This is a genomic window from Thiolapillus sp. (assembly GCF_048562965.1).
Lineage (GTDB): Bacteria > Pseudomonadota > Gammaproteobacteria > Chromatiales > Chromatiaceae > Thiolapillus > Thiolapillus brandeum_A.
On record NZ_JBHNMF010000038.1, the window covers coordinates 1 to 14,897 of the forward strand.

A 14,897-nucleotide genomic window follows, 5' to 3' on the forward strand; every position below is an offset into this window, starting at 1 on the left:
TCCATAGCGGCCTCCAGAAGTTTGTGTTGATTTCTCTTCTGAGAGGCCGCGCCTTGCTATGTCAACTATTTTTTGAGATTTTTAGTGGTTTTTCTCCTCTGAAACTCTAAACTCTAGTTAAGCACAATACACAGATTTATTCGGAGAAACAGCAGGGGCGAAACAAAGCCCCCGATTCAGGCGACAAGGATTTCCCAAAATTGGCCGGTGGCGCCGCGTCATGGAGCTATGGTCAGGGATACCTCAGGGAATCACTTTTACACAGCACAAGGAGAAGGGGCAGACTGAAATCCAAAAAAAAGCCCAGCATATCTGCCAGGCTTTGATTTGTATGGTGGGCCGTGGGCGATTCGAACGCCCGACCAATTGATTAAAAGTCAACTGCTCTACCGGCTGAGCTAACGGCCCGGAAGAGCGCGCATTATACAGCGAAGAACGTATCTCTCAAATACTTTTTTCAAACTTTTGAGCTGTCCCGATAACAGGTGGGATCATCCACCCCCGCCTCCCGAAAGCCCTGGGCACGCAGGCGGCAGGAATCACAGATTCCGCAGGCACACCCGTGCTCATCGGCCTGGTAGCAGGAGACGGTCAGGGCATAATCGACCCCCCGCGCCATACCCGTCCGGATGATTTCCGCCTTGGTCATTGCGATGAGTGGCGCCTGTATGCGGAACCCCTCACCCTCCACACCGGCCTTTGTTGCCAAATTCGCCATATTTTCAAAAGCTTGTATGAACTCCGGGCGACAATCCGGATAACCGGAATAATCCACCGCATTCACGCCGATGAAGATATCCATGGCGCCGAGCACTTCTGCCCAGCCCAGTGCCAGGGACAGGAACACGGTATTGCGTGCCGGCACATAAGTGACGGGAATACCTTCAGCCTCCTCCTCGGGAACGGCGATGTCCATATCGGTCAGCGCCGAACCGCCGATACTGCCCAGATCCAGGCGCAGAACCTTGTGTTCGGCCACCCCCATGGCTTCGGCAATCCGGCGGGACGCGGCCAGTTCGGCACTGTGCCGCTGGCCATAATCGAAGCTCAGGGCGTGGCAGTCATAGCCCGAATCCTTTGCGATGGCCAGCACGGTGGCGGAATCCAGCCCGCCGGAAAGCAGCACCACCACTTTTTTCTGCCTGTCATTCATCGGCCTGCCTCATTTCCCCACAGGATCTTGTGAAGTTGCAGCTGGAAACGCACCGGCAGGTTGTCCTGCACGATCCAGTTCGCCAGCTCTGCAGGCTCCAGTTTTCCATGAACTGGGGAGAACAGCACCTCGCACCGCTCAGCCAGCTCATACTCCCGCAGCTGCTGCTTGGCCCAGTCATAGTCACCCCGGTCACACAGGACGAACTTGACCTGATCTTTCGCTGAAAGCTGCTGCAGATTCCCCCAGCGGTTCTTTTCCATTTCGCCGGAACCCGGCGTCTTGATGTCCATGACGGTGACCACGCGGTCGTCCACACCATCGAGGACAATGCTGCCGCTGGTTTCCAGGGATACTTCGTAACCGGCATCGCACAATCTCGTGAGCAGCGGCAGAACCTGCTTCTGGGCCAGGGGTTCACCACCCGTGACAGTCACATGGCGGGGATGGTATGCCGCCACCCGATCACAAATCTCTTCCAGCGCCATCCATTCACCACCCTTGAATGCATAGGCAGTGTCGCAGTAGCCACAGCGCAGGGGGCAGCCGGTGAGCCGCACGAACACGGTCGGAAAGCCCACGCTGCGGCTTTCTCCCTGCAATGAATAAAAGATTTCACTGATGCGCAGACGGGACACTACCGCGACTTCATATGCTTCAGGCGAGCCTTGGCCATGCTGGCCACAGAAGATGAGGGGTAGCGATCCAGCACCTGCTGCAGCGTGTCACGTGCCTCCTTGCGTTTTCCCATGGCATCCAGGATATAGCCTTTCTTGAGCAAGGCGCCCGGTACCTTGTCGCTGGAGGGGAACTCTTTCAGCAGGCGATCGAAAGCGGCCAGGGCCGACTTGTTGTCCTGGGTGACGTAATAGCTTTCGCCCAGCCAGTACAAGGCGTTGTCCGCAAGATCACTCTGGGGGTACTTGGCAAGAAAGGCGTTGAAACCGTTGATGGCATCCTTGTAGCGCCGCTTGGAGGGATGCAGCCAGGCATAGGCAGCATCGTAATCCGCCTGTTCCCGGGCAGGATTGGAGGAAGATGATCGGGCTGCAGGCGGAGGAGCCGTTGGGCTGCCGGGCACGGGCTTGGCTGCGGGCGCTTCAGCAGGCCGTTCCTCGGGGGCCGGCGCGGCTGCAGGTGCGCCGCCCTGCAGGTGGCCCAGCCGTTCATCCAGATCAAGATACAGCTCGCGCTGCTTCTTACGCAGGCGCTCCAGCATATGCTGCTGCTCTTCCACCTGCCCCTGAAGCTCCCGGTTGGTGCGCTTGAGGGCCTGCACTTCGAGCATCAGCTCGGTAATATGCCCCACGCGACGCTCCAGACGCTGCAGACGCTGCTCCAAAGCGTCATCCGCAGCATGAACGGCACCCTGGGAGAACAATACCGCCCCCAGGAACGGTGCTAACAGCCTGCTTTTCTTCATTTCTCGGTTCTTCCTGCAAACCGGGGACGCCCTCTGGCGGAACCCCCTAATCAAAGATTACTGATAGACCAGTTCAGCACGACGGTTTTTCGCCCAGGCCTCTTCATTGTGGCCCAGGTCCACAGGACGCTCTTCGCCATAACTGACGGTTTCCAGCTGCACCGGACTGACGCCTTCCGCTTCGAGGAAGCGTTTTACCGAATCTGCCCGGCGCTCACCCAGGGCGATGTTGTATTCTCTCGAGCCTCTTTCATCGCAGTGACCTTCGATCACCAGGCGGGCAGAAGGCGTATTCACCAGGTACTCTGCGTGAGCACGCAGGGTATCGACGTATTCCGGCCGGATCTCTGCGGTATCGAAATCGAAATAGACCACTTTTTCATACAGGGGGCTGTTGGGATCTTCCAGAGGAGAACCTGTCCATGCGCCACCGCCGCCGGCTGCAGAGGTATTGGTGCCGCTCCCTCCTCCCATTTCGGTGCCGGCACCTTCTTCATCCTGTGGCCCACCGGTGGAACTGCACCCCGACAGCAGCGCCATGCTAAAGATCAGGGTTAACAGCAAAAACATCGTTTTTTTCATCTTTTCATACTCCTATTTGTAATACGGAGACCATACGGGATCCCGTACATCGCCTGATTGCAGGGCCAGCCGCTGCTTGACCCGGCCGTCTGTAGATACTGCAGCCAGCACGCCCTTCCCCTTGTACCTAGTGGCGTAAATAATCATGCTGCCATTGGGCGCAAAGCTGGGCGACTCGTCCAGCCTGCCGTCGGTCAGCACCGTAATGGAACCGGTGCGCAGATCCATCACGCCGATCCGGTACTGACTGCCCACCCGGGTAATGAGGGTAATGGATTTTCCATCCGGCGCATAGGATGCACGGGCATTATATCTGTTCTCGAATGTAAGACGTTTGACATCGCCTCCGGTAACCGAAACCTGGTAGATCTGCGGAGACCCGCCGCGATCCGAGGTGAACAGCAGCTTGCGCCCGTCCGGCGACCAGGAAGGTTCTGTTTCGATAGCCCAGTGCCTTACCACCCGACGCAGCTTGCGTCGCGCCAGATCCATGATGTAGATATCGGGATTGCCATCCTTCGACAGGGCCATGGCCAGATAGTGCCCGTCCGGTGAGAAGGCCGGTGCACCATTGATACCCTTGAAGCTGGTGATCTTTTCCCGTTTTCCGGTAAACACTTCCTGAATCCAGATTGAAGGACGGCCGTTCTCGAAGGAAACATAGGCCAGCTTGCGGCCATCCGGCGACCAGGCCGGTGACATCAGGGGCTCCGTGGAAGAAACGATGGTCTGTGCATTGTAGCCATCCGAATCGGCGATGCGCAGGGAAAGCTTGGGCGATTTGGGCGAACCTTCCGAAACCACATAGGCAATCCGCGTGGCGAAAGCTCCCTTGGTGCCTGTCAGGGTTTCATAGACGAGGTCGGCAATGTGATGTGCGATGGCCCGCAGGTCCTTGGCCGTGGTGGAAAAATTGTAGCCGATGAGCTGCTCGCCCTGGTAAACATCGAACAGCTGGAAACGCAGCTTATAGCCGCCCGGACCGTTGGGTTCGATACGGCCGATCACGAGATTGTCCTGCCGCAACGCGCGCCAGTCCCGGAAATCCACTTCAGTCATGGTCGATGGCCGGGCCAGCATCTGTGCCTCGTCCAGCGTCTTGAAATAGCCGCTGCGCTTCAGATCTGCAGCAATGATCTGCCCGATATCTTCCGGCGGCGGTGTGGCCGCATCACCCATCCATTTGAACGGCACCACCGCAATCGGCAACGCGCCTTCCACACCTTCGGTGATCTCGATCACCAGCTTCGCCTGCACCTGGGTGCTCAGCAGCAACAGCAGACTGATAAGGATTCCTGACAGTTTCTTCATTTGTTTGGCCTGAATATGAATGTAAATTCTCTGAATTCCGATATCAGCGTGGGCGACTTTGGCATGGGCAAGGGGTCCGCTTTGTTCACCGCCGAAACCACCGAGCGGTCGAAGGCACTGCTGCCACTGGGTTTTATCACCCGCACCAGCGATACCGAACCACTGTCGTTCAGCCGCACGCGCACCGTTGCCTGGAGATCCCTGCCGGCAGCGCCCGGCGGGCGTAACCAGCTGTTCTGCACCTTGCGCTTGATTGCCGCCGTTACACTGTCCCGCTCCCTGCCATCTCGTTCTGCCGCCCACTGGGCCTGCCGCTCGGCTTCCCGCGCTTTCTGATCAGCGAGACGCTTTGCTTCCGCTGCCTTGCGCTTGCGCTCGGCTTCTTCCTTTTTCTTGCGCTCCAGCGCTGCCTTCTTCTTTGCCTCCGCCTTCTTTTTGGCCTCGGCCTTTTTCTTTGCTTCCTCCTTCTTGCGTGCCTCTTCCTTGCGTTTCTTCTCCTGTTCGAGTTTTTTCTTGCGCTCCAGTTCCAGCTTTTTCTTTTTTTCTTCCTCTTTCTTCTTCAGGGCGAGCTTGCGCTTCTTCTCGGCTTCAGCCTTCTTGCGCTGTTCTTCTTTCTTCTTCTGCTCCGCCTGTTTCTTTTTCTGTTCTTTCTGTTTCTTGATCTCCAGCTGTTTCTTGCGTTCTACCTCACGGCGCTGCTGTTCCTCTTTCTTTTTCTCTTCCTGCCGGTGCTTCTGCTCTGTCTGACGTTTTTCAGTTTTGTGTTTGATCTCTTTTTGCCTGGCAAACTGTTCCGTGTCCACCAGGCGCGCCTGCACCACTTGTCCCGTCGGCTTCTGGATCTCCGGCGGGTTGAGCCAGTCGAGGCCGAAAATCATCAGCAATACGATCGCCACATGCATAAGCACTGCCAGCGTAAAGCCCAGGGGATGGCGACGTATGAGATCCAGCATTACTCGGTTGGGTCGGTGAGCAGACCGATATTCGGTGCACCGGCCTGCTGCAGCAGGACCATCGCCTGGATGACCTGTCCATAGTCCACGGCGCGGTCACCTTTCACCAGCACGGGAATACCCGGATTGGCCGTGATGATCGCTCCCGCCTGGCGCAACAGCTCTTCCCCGTCCACCGCCTGGGTGCGGTCGTCATCGTAGGTGATGTGATACTGCCCTTCCCTGTCCACGCTCACCACCAGGGGCCGCTTGGCGTCTTCCTCCATGGGTTTAGCATCCGCCTGGGGCAGATCGACCTTTACCCCCTGGGTGAGCAGCGGGGCGGTGATCATGAAGATCACCAGCAGCACCAGCATGACGTCGATATAGGGCACCACATTGATCTCTGCCATGGGGCGCAGTTTTTTACCCCGCCTTGCCATTACTTCTTACCGAGGAGCATGTGCGCCTGGCGCTGCAGGATGTTGGCGAACTCTTCGGCAAAATCCTCGTAGCGGCTTTCCAGTCGCTGCACCGCATCAGCATATTTGTTGTAGGCCACCACGGCGGGGATGGCGGCAAACAGGCCCATGGCGGTGGCGATGAGGGCCTCGGCGATACCCGGCGCGACCAGGTTCAGCGTGGCCTGCTTGACGTTCCCCAGGGCGTGGAATGAATTCATGATGCCCCAGACGGTACCGAACAGGCCCACGTAGGGGCTGGTGGAACCGACAGTGGCAAGGAAGGAAAGATGCCGCTCCAGGCTGTCCATCTCGCGGCTCATGGCGACGTGCATGGCCCGCCTGGCGCCTTCCACGACGGCCATGGGATCCATGTTCGAAGCATCTTTCAACCGGGCGAATTCCCGGAACCCGGCATGAAACACCATGGCCATGCCCTGAATCTCATCGGGATGGCGGTCCAGTCCCCGGTACAGGTCACCCAGGTCCCCACCGGACCAGAACTTGTCTTCAAAGTCATCCGCGGCACGCTGGGCCCGGCGCAGGGTACGGGAACGGTCGAAGATCGCCGTCCAGGACAGCACCGACGCGAGCAGCAGGCTGGCCATGACCAGTTGTACCAGGGGACTGGCATCCAGCACCAGCTGCAGGAAGGAAAGCTCATTCTGCATTTTTTATTTTCTCCAGTATGGCCGACGGTATGGGGCTGGGTCTGAAGGATTCGATATCCACGCAGACGATACCCACCTCCCCCTCGCACAGCAGCTTGTCATCTTCCTGACGATAAACATTCTGCCCGATCGTCATGGCGGTGCGGGAGTGCTCGACCAGCTCACCCGTCACCCACAGCAGGTCATTGAATACTGCCGGCGCCCGATAATCCGCAGCGGCACTGCGCACCACGAACACGATGCCGAAATCACGGCGCAATACATCCTGCTCGAACCCCAGATCACGCAGCCATTCGGTGCGTGCACGCTCCATGAAGCGGAAGTAGTTGGCGTAATACACGATGCCGGCGGCATCGGTATCTTCGTAGTAGACCCTCACTGGAAAGCGATAGTTCACGAATCATCTCCAAAAAGATCGTCTGGCACCGTATCCTGCCGTGGTTTGAAGCCGAAATATTCGAATGCCCGCCGTGTCGCCATGCGGCCCCTGGGCGTACGCATGAGAAAACCCTGCTGAATGAGGAAAGGTTCGAGCACGTCTTCGATGGTGCCCCGTTCCTCTCCGATGGCGGCGGCCAGGCTGTCCACACCGACCGGACCGCCATCGAATTTCTCCAGCACCGCCATGAGCAGACGCCGGTCCATGTGATCGATGCCATTGCTGTCCACCTTCAGCATGGACAGGGCAGCATCCGCTATCTCCGCCGTGATGCGGCCATCGCCTTTCACCTGGGCATAGTCACGCACCCGGCGCAGTAGGCGGTTGGCAATACGTGGCGTTCCCCGGGAACGGCGGGCGATTTCCACCGCGCCGGCCTCCTCGATCTCCATGGCCAGGATACCTGCAGAGCGCCGGATGATATGGGTCAGGTCATCCACATTGTAGAATTCCAGACGCTGCACGATGCCGAAGCGATCCCGCAGCGGCGAGGTCAGCAGCCCCGCCCGGGTGGTTGCACCGACCAGGGTGAAAGGCGGCAGATCCACCTTGATGGAGCGGGCGGCAGGCCCCTCGCCGATCATGATATCCAGCTGGTAGTCTTCCATACCCGGGTAGAGCACTTCCTCCACCACAGGGCTGAGACGGTGGATCTCATCCACGAACAGCACGTCGTGAGGCTCCATATTGGTCAGCAGCGCAGCCAGATCTCCGGCTTTTTCGAGCACCGGCCCGGAGGTCTGGTGCAGATGCACGCCCATTTCATTGGCGATGATATGTGCCAGGGTCGTCTTGCCCAGCCCCGGTGGACCGAAGATCAGTACGTGATCCAGCGCCTCGTTGCGCTGCCGGGCTGCGGGGATGAAAATCTCCATCTGTTCACGCACGGCGGGCTGACCGACATATTCTTCCAGGGTGCAGGGACGGATGGCCCGGTCTACAGCCACGTCATCGGACAGGGCTGCAGGATCGATGATTCTTCCGCTCTCCTCCATGCCGCCTTAACCTTTGGCCTTGTTCTGCAGTGCGATACGGATCAGGGTTTCCGTGTCCATACCGGCTTCGAATACTGCGCTCACCATACGGCTGGCTTCAGGCGCCTTGTAGCCCAGGGTGACCAGGGCGCTGACGGCATCAGCATCCGCAGAGCCAGCCTGCGATGCTGAACCTGATGCGGCAAGCAGAGGCGAGGCGGCCTCTATCCTGTCCAGCCGGTCACGCATCTCGATGATCAGGCGTTCAGCAGTTTTCTTGCCAACGCCGGGCAGGCGGCACAGGGCCTTCACATCGCCGGACTGGATGAACAGGGAAAACTCGTCTGAACTCATGCCTGACAGGATCGCCAGCGCCATCTTGCCGCCCACGCCGTTGACCTTGAGCAGGCTGCGAAACAGCGCGCGGTCGGATTCACGGATGAAGCCGAACAGGCTGTGGGCGTCGTCACGCACCATCATGTGGATGTAGAGCACCACTTCCTGATCCCCGTCGGGCAGATCGTAGAAGGTGGACATGGGCGCTTCCACTTCGTAACCCACGCCATTGACCTCCAGCAGCAGCGATGGTGGCTGCTTCACCAGAACCCGGCCCCGCAGCAAACCGATCATGACAGTCCCCGCAATTTGTTTGCATTGACGTTCGTATGGGCATGGCACAGCGCCACGGCCAGCGCATCCGATTCATCCAGGCCCATGCGCTGACGCACGCCCAGCAGCAGGCGGATCATGTGTTGCACCTGCTCCTTTTCCGCGGCGCCTGTCCCCACCAAAGCGAGTTTGACGGCCCGGGGAGTGTATTCATAGACAGGCAGCTCCGCGACCACCGCAGCCGTGATGGCAGCGCCGCGGGCATGACCCAGCTTGAGCGCCGAAGAAGGATTGCTGGCCATGAAGACCTGCTCTACGGCAACCTGCTCCGGCGCGTGTTCCTCGAGCACAGCCTGTATACCGGAAAATATCTCACCCAGGCGGGCGGAAAAATCCTTGCTGCTGGTGCGGATGCAGCCGCTGAACACATGCCGGCTGTGGCGTCCGTCACTGTCGATAACACCAAAACCGGTCACCCGGGACCCCGGATCTATGCCGAGGATCCTCAAGCGTCCAGAGACTCCATGATCTCTTCGGATATTTCCGCATTGGAATAGACTTCCTGCACATCGTCGAGATCTTCCAGGGCATCCACTAGCCGCATGAGCTTTTCCGCTCCTTCCTGGTCCATTTCCGCCTTGGTGCTGGCTTCGAAGCTGACTTCTGCATGATCCGCTTTCAAGCCGGCATCCTGCATGGCCTGATTCACATTGGAAAAGTCCTCCGGCGTGGTGAAGACATCGATGCTGCCGTCATCATTGGCAACCACATCATCGGCACCGGCTTCCAGCGCCGCTTCCATGATGGCGTCTTCATCCGCCCCCGGCGCATAGCTGATAATGCCTTTCTTTTCAAAAAGATAGGCAACAGAACCGTCCGTACCCAGATTGCCGCCGTGCTTGGTAAAGGCATGACGCACTTCGGAAGCGGTGCGGTTGCGGTTATCGGTCATGCAATCGACCATGATGGCCGTTCCGCCAGGACCATAGCCTTCATAACGGATCTCTTCGTAATTGTCTCCATCCAGGCCTCCAGCCCCCCGCTTGATGGCACGATCGATGGTGTCCTTGGGCATATTGGCGCCCTGAGCCTTGTCCACCGCCAGTCGCAGGCGTGGATTGGCGTCGATGTCTCCGCCGCCTTCCTTTGCGGCCACCGTGACTTCACGAATCAGTTTTGACCAGAGCTTGCCGCGTTTCTTGTCATTTGCCGCTTTCTTGTGCTTGATGTTTGCCCATTTGCTGTGACCTGCCATCGTCTACCTCATGTCGCCGATCCCGAAAACCAGGGCCCTGGCCTCGGGATGTGTGTTATCTGTTGAGAATATCCGCAGATTCTAGCATGAGCAGCCGGGCATTCCCTCAGCAAATGCCTGCCGGTAAGGCCGGCCACACCACGCTTTGCAACCGACATTTGCAATCGACCGCCTCTGCGAAAAAACCCGAACGAGTTCAAGAGCTTGCAATTTCCTGTTTGAACACCTTCACACAATCAGGACTGCATACCCTTTTCACGCGGCGCTTCTGCTATATACAAAAAGAGCTTCTCTCTTTCAACCGCGGCGACCTGGCAAAAATGTCCCTCACATCAAACCAGAAAAAACCCACCGGAAGCCGCTTGCGCAAACAGGCGCTGCTCATCGAAAACAGCCCCCTGTACCACCGGTTTCTGTCCGAACAGTTTGCCCACCTGGGGTACAGCTCGGTCATTGCCGATTCCCGGCAGTCTGCACTCGCCCGGCTTCACGCCGGTAACTATCAGCTCATCTGTATGAACATGTATTTCGAGGGAGGCAACGCCATTGAGCTGGTGAAGGAGATACGCCGTGACGACCCCAGCGTGGTTGTCATCATGCTCACATCGGACAAAAGCCGCACACTGCGCTCCCATGCGCTGCGCGCTGGGGTCACAGAGGTCATCTACAAATCCGGGCACAAAAGCATTTCCCGGCAGATAGCCAGGTGTCTGAAGCACAGCAGGCATGTCCATCTGCGGGGCAGCAAGGTCATGTATGTGGAAGACAGCCTGACCCAGGCTGTCATGAACATGCAGATACTCGAAGGCATGGGACTGGAAATCACGCATTTTCGCACTGCAGAAGCAGCCATGGCCAGCTTCAGGATCTCGGATTTCGATCTGGTGATAACAGATGTTCTGCTCAAGGGCGAAGCCAGTGGCCTGACGCTGCTGCGCCACATACGCAGCCTGCCGGGCATAGGCAGGCGCATCCCCGTGCTGACCATCACCGGCTATGACGATGCCGCCCGGCGGCAGGAACTGTTTCGCGCCGGCACCAGTGACTACATCACCAAACCGGTGCTGAAGGAAGAGCTGGTCATCCGTGTCTCCAACCTCATCAGCAACAAGCTGCTGGCGGACAAGGTCGAGGGACAGCAGGCAGAACTCTATGATCAAGTGTGTCTTCGGCCTCGTGATAGATTTTGGGACATCCCAGTCCCCAAAATCGACTCGGCCTTTGACAACCTATTGGTGCCCCAGCCGTCCTGGTCACCCAGCACTACGCAACAACTTCGCAAGCTCGTTGCTGCTCCGTACTTGGCTCCCAATGACTGGACGCCGCGTTTGGATGCCTACTTTGCTTCCCCTCTGGCGCTATGCGCACGACGGGTAAGCAGTGCGGCCTCGCGGCTACTGGGGTCTACCAGCCTTCGCTTCGCTCTCCATGGCTGGCAGCGATGGCGGTAAGGGATCATCTTACCGGCTGTTACAACCGCCACGGCTTTTCCGAACTGGCGGGTATCTATCTCAAGCAGGCCCGATCCAGTCCCGACAGCATGAGCTTCCTGCTGCTCGACCTGGATCTTTTCAAGAACATCAATGATTCCTTTGGTCACGACATGGGCGACAAGGTTTTGTCTGCTGTGGGCAAGTTACTGGTATCAGAATGCCGTAGCGATGACCTGGTTGCCCGCTACGGCGGTGAAGAATTCGTCGTATTACTGCCTCATTGCGGAAAAAAAGCCGCGATGAAGACTGCGCGACGCCTGAGAAAGAAAACAGAACACCTGTGTCCCGCGGGCATACGGGTCACGACCAGCATCGGTGTCACCCGTGTGCCAAAGCGCTGTTCGCCTGATCTGGACAAGATGCTCAAGGCAGCAGATCAGGCCGTTTATCGCGCTAAAAAGAAGGGCCGCAACTGCGTACGCTACTGCTCTTATCCCGATGAGCCAGAAAAGATGCCTCTTTCTACGACCAGCCAGGGCTAGCCCGCATTTCCAGCAGAGAGAAGCTCATCCGGCCAACCGCAAGACATCTGGTTCCTGCCCGCTGCCTTGGCCTGATAGAGTGCCTTGTCAGCCATGTTGAACAACTCATCCCGTGTATGGCCGGGTCCCGGCACCACGCCGGCACAGCCCAGGCTTACCGTCAGTCGGTATTGCCTGGTTTCATCATGGCAGTCGATACCCAGATCCCGAATGCCTTTGACGATTTGTTGCGCGTAAGCCTCCACATCACGCGGTTCCTGCTTGTCCATGTCGAGCAACACTACGAATTCTTCACCGCCGATACGGCAGGCCATATCTCCCGCCCGCCGGGCCTTACTCTGGAGGTACCTGCCGATTTCCTTCAGCGCCGCGTCTCCCTTCAAATGTCCCATCAGGTCATTAAAACGCTTGAAATGATCCACATCGATCATCATCAGAAACAGCATTCGCTTGTGACGGCTGTTCAAACGCCACATGTTTTGGAAGTGTTCCTCAAAGGCGCGCCGGTTGCACAGACCGGTCAGTGGATCCCTGGTGGAGTTTTTCTGCAGGCTGCCAATGTGTCGCCGGGCGAGCAGATAACTGACAATGACCAAGGACAGCCACAGGGGAACCACCGGCAGCAACACTCCCGACACAAGCATGACAAGCAGGGACAGAACCGTCGTGACAGTCACTGCAACCAGAAGACGGCAGAGCATGCATTGTGAACGCGAGAAAAGCAGGATCAACCCACCAGCGACAGCCAGCAGGGTCAGCCCAACCAGGTGGAGCAACCCTTGCGCATTCGTCGCAATCAGGTTCTTTTCCAGGGCATTGAAGGTATTGGCATGAATTTCCACGCCGCTCATCACGCCGGAAGCCATGTCCGGAATCGAGAAGGTACGGCGAATCGCTGCAGCAGTGATACCGACAAAGAGCGTCTTCCCGGCAAGTTTTTCGCTGTCAATCATGCCTTCAACCACATCGGTGAAGGAATAAACTTGTTGCTCCTGACCCAGTGCCCCCTGTGTCCCGGCTGCTGGGAAGTAAAGGTCTCTCCCGGAATATCCATGACCCGGAATTTTCCGGAAAGGTATAAGGCAGCAAGGGCAAGATCCGGCCAGCGTGGGGCGCCGGCGCCGGCGAGCAGGTAGGCGCCGCGCACAATCCCGTCGCGGTCGACGGCCATGTCCGTATGCCCGATAGCGGCCGCCACATCGGAAAAAACCGCATAGGGCAGCACTTCGGTTACTTCACCATCACCGGGATCCTCATCACTGCTCATGGCCAGCACCACCTTGCCGTGAGCGGCAATCGCCGTGGCAAACAACCCATCCCCGGCGGGATCACTGCCATTGGCATCCGCAAAGAGTACATCGAAAGCGACAGGCCCCGACTTGGCCTGCCTGAGGCGATCCAGCAGGCGTGCATGCAGGCGCCGCGACCAGGGCCATCGGCCGTATTTGCGCAGACTCTTTTCATCGATGGCAACAATAGCGATATCGCTGGCAGGAACAGGCTTGATCAGCGACGATACCGTATCGGTGACCATTTGCTCCATGCGCCAGCTGATGCCACTGAAGTCAATGAGCAGCGTCAACGCAACAACCACTACCAGCAGCACTGTACGGCTGGCACCCGCCTTTTCAAGGTAGCTGTTCATGCAACAAAGGCTAGAGCAGCAGCAAGGCGGAAGCAAGTACAAACAGGATCACAGGCAGATAGCTGCCCGGTTCAACCTCGAAACGTCGCGGCGTACCGAAGCCTCCTTCATAACCTTCCGTATCGATGGATCTCAGGCGGAAATAATAGTAACCACCCGGAGGACGGTGTATCTGTATCCAGGGTTTCGTGGTTCTGATATCCGCCACCAGTTCGTGGAAATCAGGGTCGGCGGCAAGCTGTATCTGGTAGCTGGCAATACCTTCCACTTTCTGCCAGGCTAGGCGCAGCTTATCACCTTCGACAGCCGGTGGCTCGGGTTCGGGTACTGCAGGTACCGGTAAAACCCGGATCTGTACCGCCTTGCCGGGAGGACCCTGCCGGCCATCGGCAGTAACCGAAGACAAACGGTAGTAATAGTTTCCCGGCTCCCTGATCTCTAGGGTGGTGTCAGTCCCTGGCAGGGACTCTTTTTTCTGCAGCTGTGTAAAATCCGCATCACGGGCAAGTTCTAACAGGTAGCTGCTCACGCCTTCTACCGCCGCCCAGGAAAAGTCCACATCGCCCACATGCAGCACCCTGTCGGACAAGGGAGTACGTGCCATTGGTGCTTCCGGCCGGGCATCGATTCGGAATATCTTTTCAGCATTGTTTCCTTCCAGGCCATTGGCATCCACTCCACGAACGCGCAGATAGTATTTTCCATCCTCGAGCTTCTGATCGATCATCAGCTTTTCCCTGACGATGCGATCCAGACGGATATCGGTGAAAGCGGCGTCCCGCGCAACCTGAACACGATAGCCATGCGCTTGGGCGAGGCTGTTCAGGGCTACAACCGTCGGGAGATACCTTATCAGAGTGGGAAAGCTGTCCAGGTCCGGTGCGGACAGAAGCTCAACCTGCCTGATGGGCGGACTGTCCTTCTTCGCCACGGTGCCGAAATTCTTTGGTACGTCCACATTGCCCCAGGCATTGCCCACGCTGACGAGTCCGTCCAGCACTTCCGTGCGGGAGCTTTCTTTTTCGACACCAATGCGGAATCCGGTTCCACGCACCGCCGAGTTGGCGGATACAGTGAGTATTTCGTAGCTGCTGTCAGGAATATGGGCGGGATTGGCAGTCATGTTCATGCGCCACTGATTCACCTTCAGCCTTGCATTCATGCTCTTGCGCTTGCCTCCCCCGAGGGTTTTCAGGCGTGTGAACTCCAGCTCGCTGTTTTCCTGCAACAGGATACTGCTGTTGTCTTCCAGGGAAAGCAGTGCCGTGCTGTTTTCACCGCAAATCACCCTGTCCCCCGCTACCAGCGACATTCCGGGTTTCAGTGGCAGTTTCTCGGCTTTGTTCGTAAAAATCTGCGTTCTTAGAACGCAGACTTGCCTTTTGCCCCCTATAAGGGGGCTTTGATGCCAGCCTTCTGAGAAGGCTGGCTGGTGAGTTATCCCATTTCATTGATTACTTGCCCAAG

The 14,897-nt window shown here is 57.8% G+C and carries 18 protein-coding genes and 1 tRNA gene; 2 read left to right on the forward strand and 17 right to left on the reverse strand.

Going from position 1 to position 14,897, the window contains the following annotated elements:
• Window positions 1–332: 332 nt before the first annotated feature.
• From ACOCD2_RS03980 to ACOCD2_RS04045, 14 genes are all read right to left on the reverse strand, one after another.
• Window positions 333–408: transfer RNA gene (locus ACOCD2_RS03980), tRNA-Lys, on the reverse strand.
• A gap of 49 nt (window positions 409–457) precedes the next feature.
• Entirely contained in the window at window positions 458–1,153 is a 696-nt protein-coding gene (queC, locus tag ACOCD2_RS03985) for a 7-cyano-7-deazaguanine synthase QueC (protein WP_293645742.1), read from the reverse strand.
• Complete coding sequence (gene queE, locus ACOCD2_RS03990; RefSeq protein WP_293645740.1) at window positions 1,150–1,791, reverse strand: 7-carboxy-7-deazaguanine synthase QueE; 642 nt, start codon at window positions 1,789–1,791, stop codon at window positions 1,150–1,152. The genes queC and queE overlap by 4 nt, the downstream gene beginning before the upstream one ends.
• Window positions 1,791–2,576, reverse strand: coding sequence for a tol-pal system protein YbgF (gene ybgF / locus ACOCD2_RS03995; protein WP_293645738.1), 786 nt, complete (start codon window positions 2,574–2,576; stop codon window positions 1,791–1,793). The genes queE and ybgF overlap by 1 nt, the downstream gene beginning before the upstream one ends.
• A 57-nt stretch (window positions 2,577–2,633) precedes the next feature.
• Window positions 2,634–3,158, reverse strand: coding sequence for a peptidoglycan-associated lipoprotein Pal (gene pal / locus ACOCD2_RS04000; RefSeq protein WP_293652427.1), 525 nt, complete (start codon window positions 3,156–3,158; stop codon window positions 2,634–2,636).
• Between the two features lie 12 nt (window positions 3,159–3,170).
• A complete protein-coding gene (gene tolB, locus ACOCD2_RS04005; protein WP_293645734.1) occupies window positions 3,171–4,469 on the reverse strand; it encodes a Tol-Pal system beta propeller repeat protein TolB in 1,299 nt (432 codons plus the stop codon).
• A complete protein-coding gene (gene tolA / locus ACOCD2_RS04010; protein WP_293652426.1) occupies window positions 4,466–5,422 on the reverse strand; it encodes a cell envelope integrity protein TolA in 957 nt (318 codons plus the stop codon). Before tolA ends, tolB begins: the two co-directional genes overlap by 4 nt.
• Entirely contained in the window at window positions 5,422–5,844 is a 423-nt protein-coding gene (gene tolR, locus ACOCD2_RS04015; protein ID WP_293645728.1) for a protein TolR, read from the reverse strand. The genes tolA and tolR overlap by 1 nt, the downstream gene beginning before the upstream one ends.
• Window positions 5,844–6,533, reverse strand: coding sequence for a protein TolQ (tolQ, locus tag ACOCD2_RS04020; RefSeq protein WP_293645726.1), 690 nt, complete (start codon window positions 6,531–6,533; stop codon window positions 5,844–5,846). The genes tolR and tolQ overlap by 1 nt, the downstream gene beginning before the upstream one ends.
• Complete coding sequence (gene ybgC, locus ACOCD2_RS04025) at window positions 6,523–6,930, reverse strand: tol-pal system-associated acyl-CoA thioesterase (RefSeq protein WP_293645724.1); 408 nt, start codon at window positions 6,928–6,930, stop codon at window positions 6,523–6,525. The genes tolQ and ybgC overlap by 11 nt, the downstream gene beginning before the upstream one ends.
• Window positions 6,927–7,967, reverse strand: coding sequence for a Holliday junction branch migration DNA helicase RuvB (ruvB, locus tag ACOCD2_RS04030; RefSeq protein WP_293645722.1), 1,041 nt, complete (start codon window positions 7,965–7,967; stop codon window positions 6,927–6,929). The genes ybgC and ruvB overlap by 4 nt, the downstream gene beginning before the upstream one ends.
• Before the next feature lie 6 nt (window positions 7,968–7,973).
• Window positions 7,974–8,576: a Holliday junction branch migration protein RuvA gene (gene ruvA / locus ACOCD2_RS04035; protein WP_293645720.1), complete on the reverse strand. Its 603-nt coding sequence runs from the start codon at window positions 8,574–8,576 to the stop codon at window positions 7,974–7,976.
• Window positions 8,573–9,064 carry a crossover junction endodeoxyribonuclease RuvC gene (ruvC, locus tag ACOCD2_RS04040; protein WP_293645718.1) on the reverse strand — a complete coding sequence of 164 codons (492 nt, stop codon included), beginning with the start codon at window positions 9,062–9,064 and terminating at the stop codon, window positions 8,573–8,575. The genes ruvA and ruvC overlap by 4 nt, the downstream gene beginning before the upstream one ends.
• Entirely contained in the window at window positions 9,061–9,810 is a 750-nt protein-coding gene (locus ACOCD2_RS04045; protein WP_293645716.1) for a YebC/PmpR family DNA-binding transcriptional regulator, read from the reverse strand. Before ACOCD2_RS04045 ends, ruvC begins: the two co-directional genes overlap by 4 nt.
• 320 nt (window positions 9,811–10,130) lie before the next feature.
• Here ACOCD2_RS04045 and ACOCD2_RS04050 point away from each other — a divergent pair, with 320 nt between their 5' ends.
• Both ACOCD2_RS04050 and ACOCD2_RS04055 read left to right on the forward strand, forming a co-directional pair.
• Window positions 10,131–11,261 (forward strand): response regulator, encoded by a 1,131-nt coding sequence (locus tag ACOCD2_RS04050; protein WP_293679630.1) that lies wholly within the window; start codon window positions 10,131–10,133, stop codon window positions 11,259–11,261.
• Entirely contained in the window at window positions 11,171–11,785 is a 615-nt protein-coding gene (locus ACOCD2_RS04055) for a GGDEF domain-containing protein (RefSeq protein ID WP_293648770.1), read from the forward strand. Before ACOCD2_RS04050 ends, ACOCD2_RS04055 begins: the two co-directional genes overlap by 91 nt.
• Here the strand turns inward: ACOCD2_RS04055 and ACOCD2_RS04060 are convergent.
• The 3 genes from ACOCD2_RS04060 to ACOCD2_RS04070 are packed head-to-tail and all read right to left on the reverse strand — an operon-like array spanning window position 11,782 to window position 14,742.
• On the reverse strand, window positions 11,782–12,738 hold the full coding sequence (locus ACOCD2_RS04060) for a diguanylate cyclase (RefSeq protein ID WP_293648767.1): 957 nt from the start codon (window positions 12,736–12,738) through the stop codon (window positions 11,782–11,784). The two genes, ACOCD2_RS04055 and ACOCD2_RS04060, sit on opposite strands and share 4 nt — an antisense overlap.
• Entirely contained in the window at window positions 12,735–13,430 is a 696-nt protein-coding gene (locus ACOCD2_RS04065) for a CHASE2 domain-containing protein (protein WP_293648764.1), read from the reverse strand. Before ACOCD2_RS04065 ends, ACOCD2_RS04060 begins: the two co-directional genes overlap by 4 nt.
• A 10-nt stretch (window positions 13,431–13,440) precedes the next feature.
• A complete protein-coding gene (locus ACOCD2_RS04070) occupies window positions 13,441–14,742 on the reverse strand; it encodes a FecR domain-containing protein (RefSeq protein ID WP_293648761.1) in 1,302 nt (433 codons plus the stop codon).
• Window positions 14,743–14,897 lie beyond the last annotated feature (155 nt).

What these genes read in the sequence shown, in the direction of transcription:
- queC (WP_293645742.1), bottom strand. Translation starts at nt 1,153, where the DNA reads ATGAATGACAGGCAGAAAAAAGTGGTGGTGCTGCTTTCCGGCGGGCTG.
- ybgF (WP_293645738.1), bottom strand. Translation starts at nt 2,576, where the DNA reads ATGAAGAAAAGCAGGCTGTTAGCACCGTTCCTGGGGGCGGTATTGTTC.
- pal (WP_293652427.1), bottom strand. Translation starts at nt 3,158, where the DNA reads ATGAAAAAAACGATGTTTTTGCTGTTAACCCTGATCTTTAGCATGGCG.
- tolB (WP_293645734.1), bottom strand. Translation starts at nt 4,469, where the DNA reads ATGAAGAAACTGTCAGGAATCCTTATCAGTCTGCTGTTGCTGCTGAGC.
- tolA (WP_293652426.1), bottom strand. Translation starts at nt 5,422, where the DNA reads ATGCTGGATCTCATACGTCGCCATCCCCTGGGCTTTACGCTGGCAGTG.
- tolR (WP_293645728.1), bottom strand. Translation starts at nt 5,844, where the DNA reads ATGGCAAGGCGGGGTAAAAAACTGCGCCCCATGGCAGAGATCAATGTG.
- tolQ (WP_293645726.1), bottom strand. Translation starts at nt 6,533, where the DNA reads ATGCAGAATGAGCTTTCCTTCCTGCAGCTGGTGCTGGATGCCAGTCCC.
- ruvB (WP_293645722.1), bottom strand. Translation starts at nt 7,967, where the DNA reads ATGGAGGAGAGCGGAAGAATCATCGATCCTGCAGCCCTGTCCGATGAC.
- ruvA (WP_293645720.1), bottom strand. Translation starts at nt 8,576, where the DNA reads ATGATCGGTTTGCTGCGGGGCCGGGTTCTGGTGAAGCAGCCACCATCG.
- ACOCD2_RS04045 (WP_293645716.1), bottom strand. Translation starts at nt 9,810, where the DNA reads ATGGCAGGTCACAGCAAATGGGCAAACATCAAGCACAAGAAAGCGGCA.
- ACOCD2_RS04050 (WP_293679630.1), top strand. Translation starts at nt 10,131, where the DNA reads ATGTCCCTCACATCAAACCAGAAAAAACCCACCGGAAGCCGCTTGCGC.
- ACOCD2_RS04055 (WP_293648770.1), top strand. Translation starts at nt 11,171, where the DNA reads ATGCGCACGACGGGTAAGCAGTGCGGCCTCGCGGCTACTGGGGTCTAC.
- ACOCD2_RS04060 (WP_293648767.1), bottom strand. Translation starts at nt 12,738, where the DNA reads ATGATTGACAGCGAAAAACTTGCCGGGAAGACGCTCTTTGTCGGTATC.
- ACOCD2_RS04065 (WP_293648764.1), bottom strand. Translation starts at nt 13,430, where the DNA reads ATGAACAGCTACCTTGAAAAGGCGGGTGCCAGCCGTACAGTGCTGCTG.
- ACOCD2_RS04070 (WP_293648761.1), bottom strand. Translation starts at nt 14,742, where the DNA reads ATGTCGCTGGTAGCGGGGGACAGGGTGATTTGCGGTGAAAACAGCACG.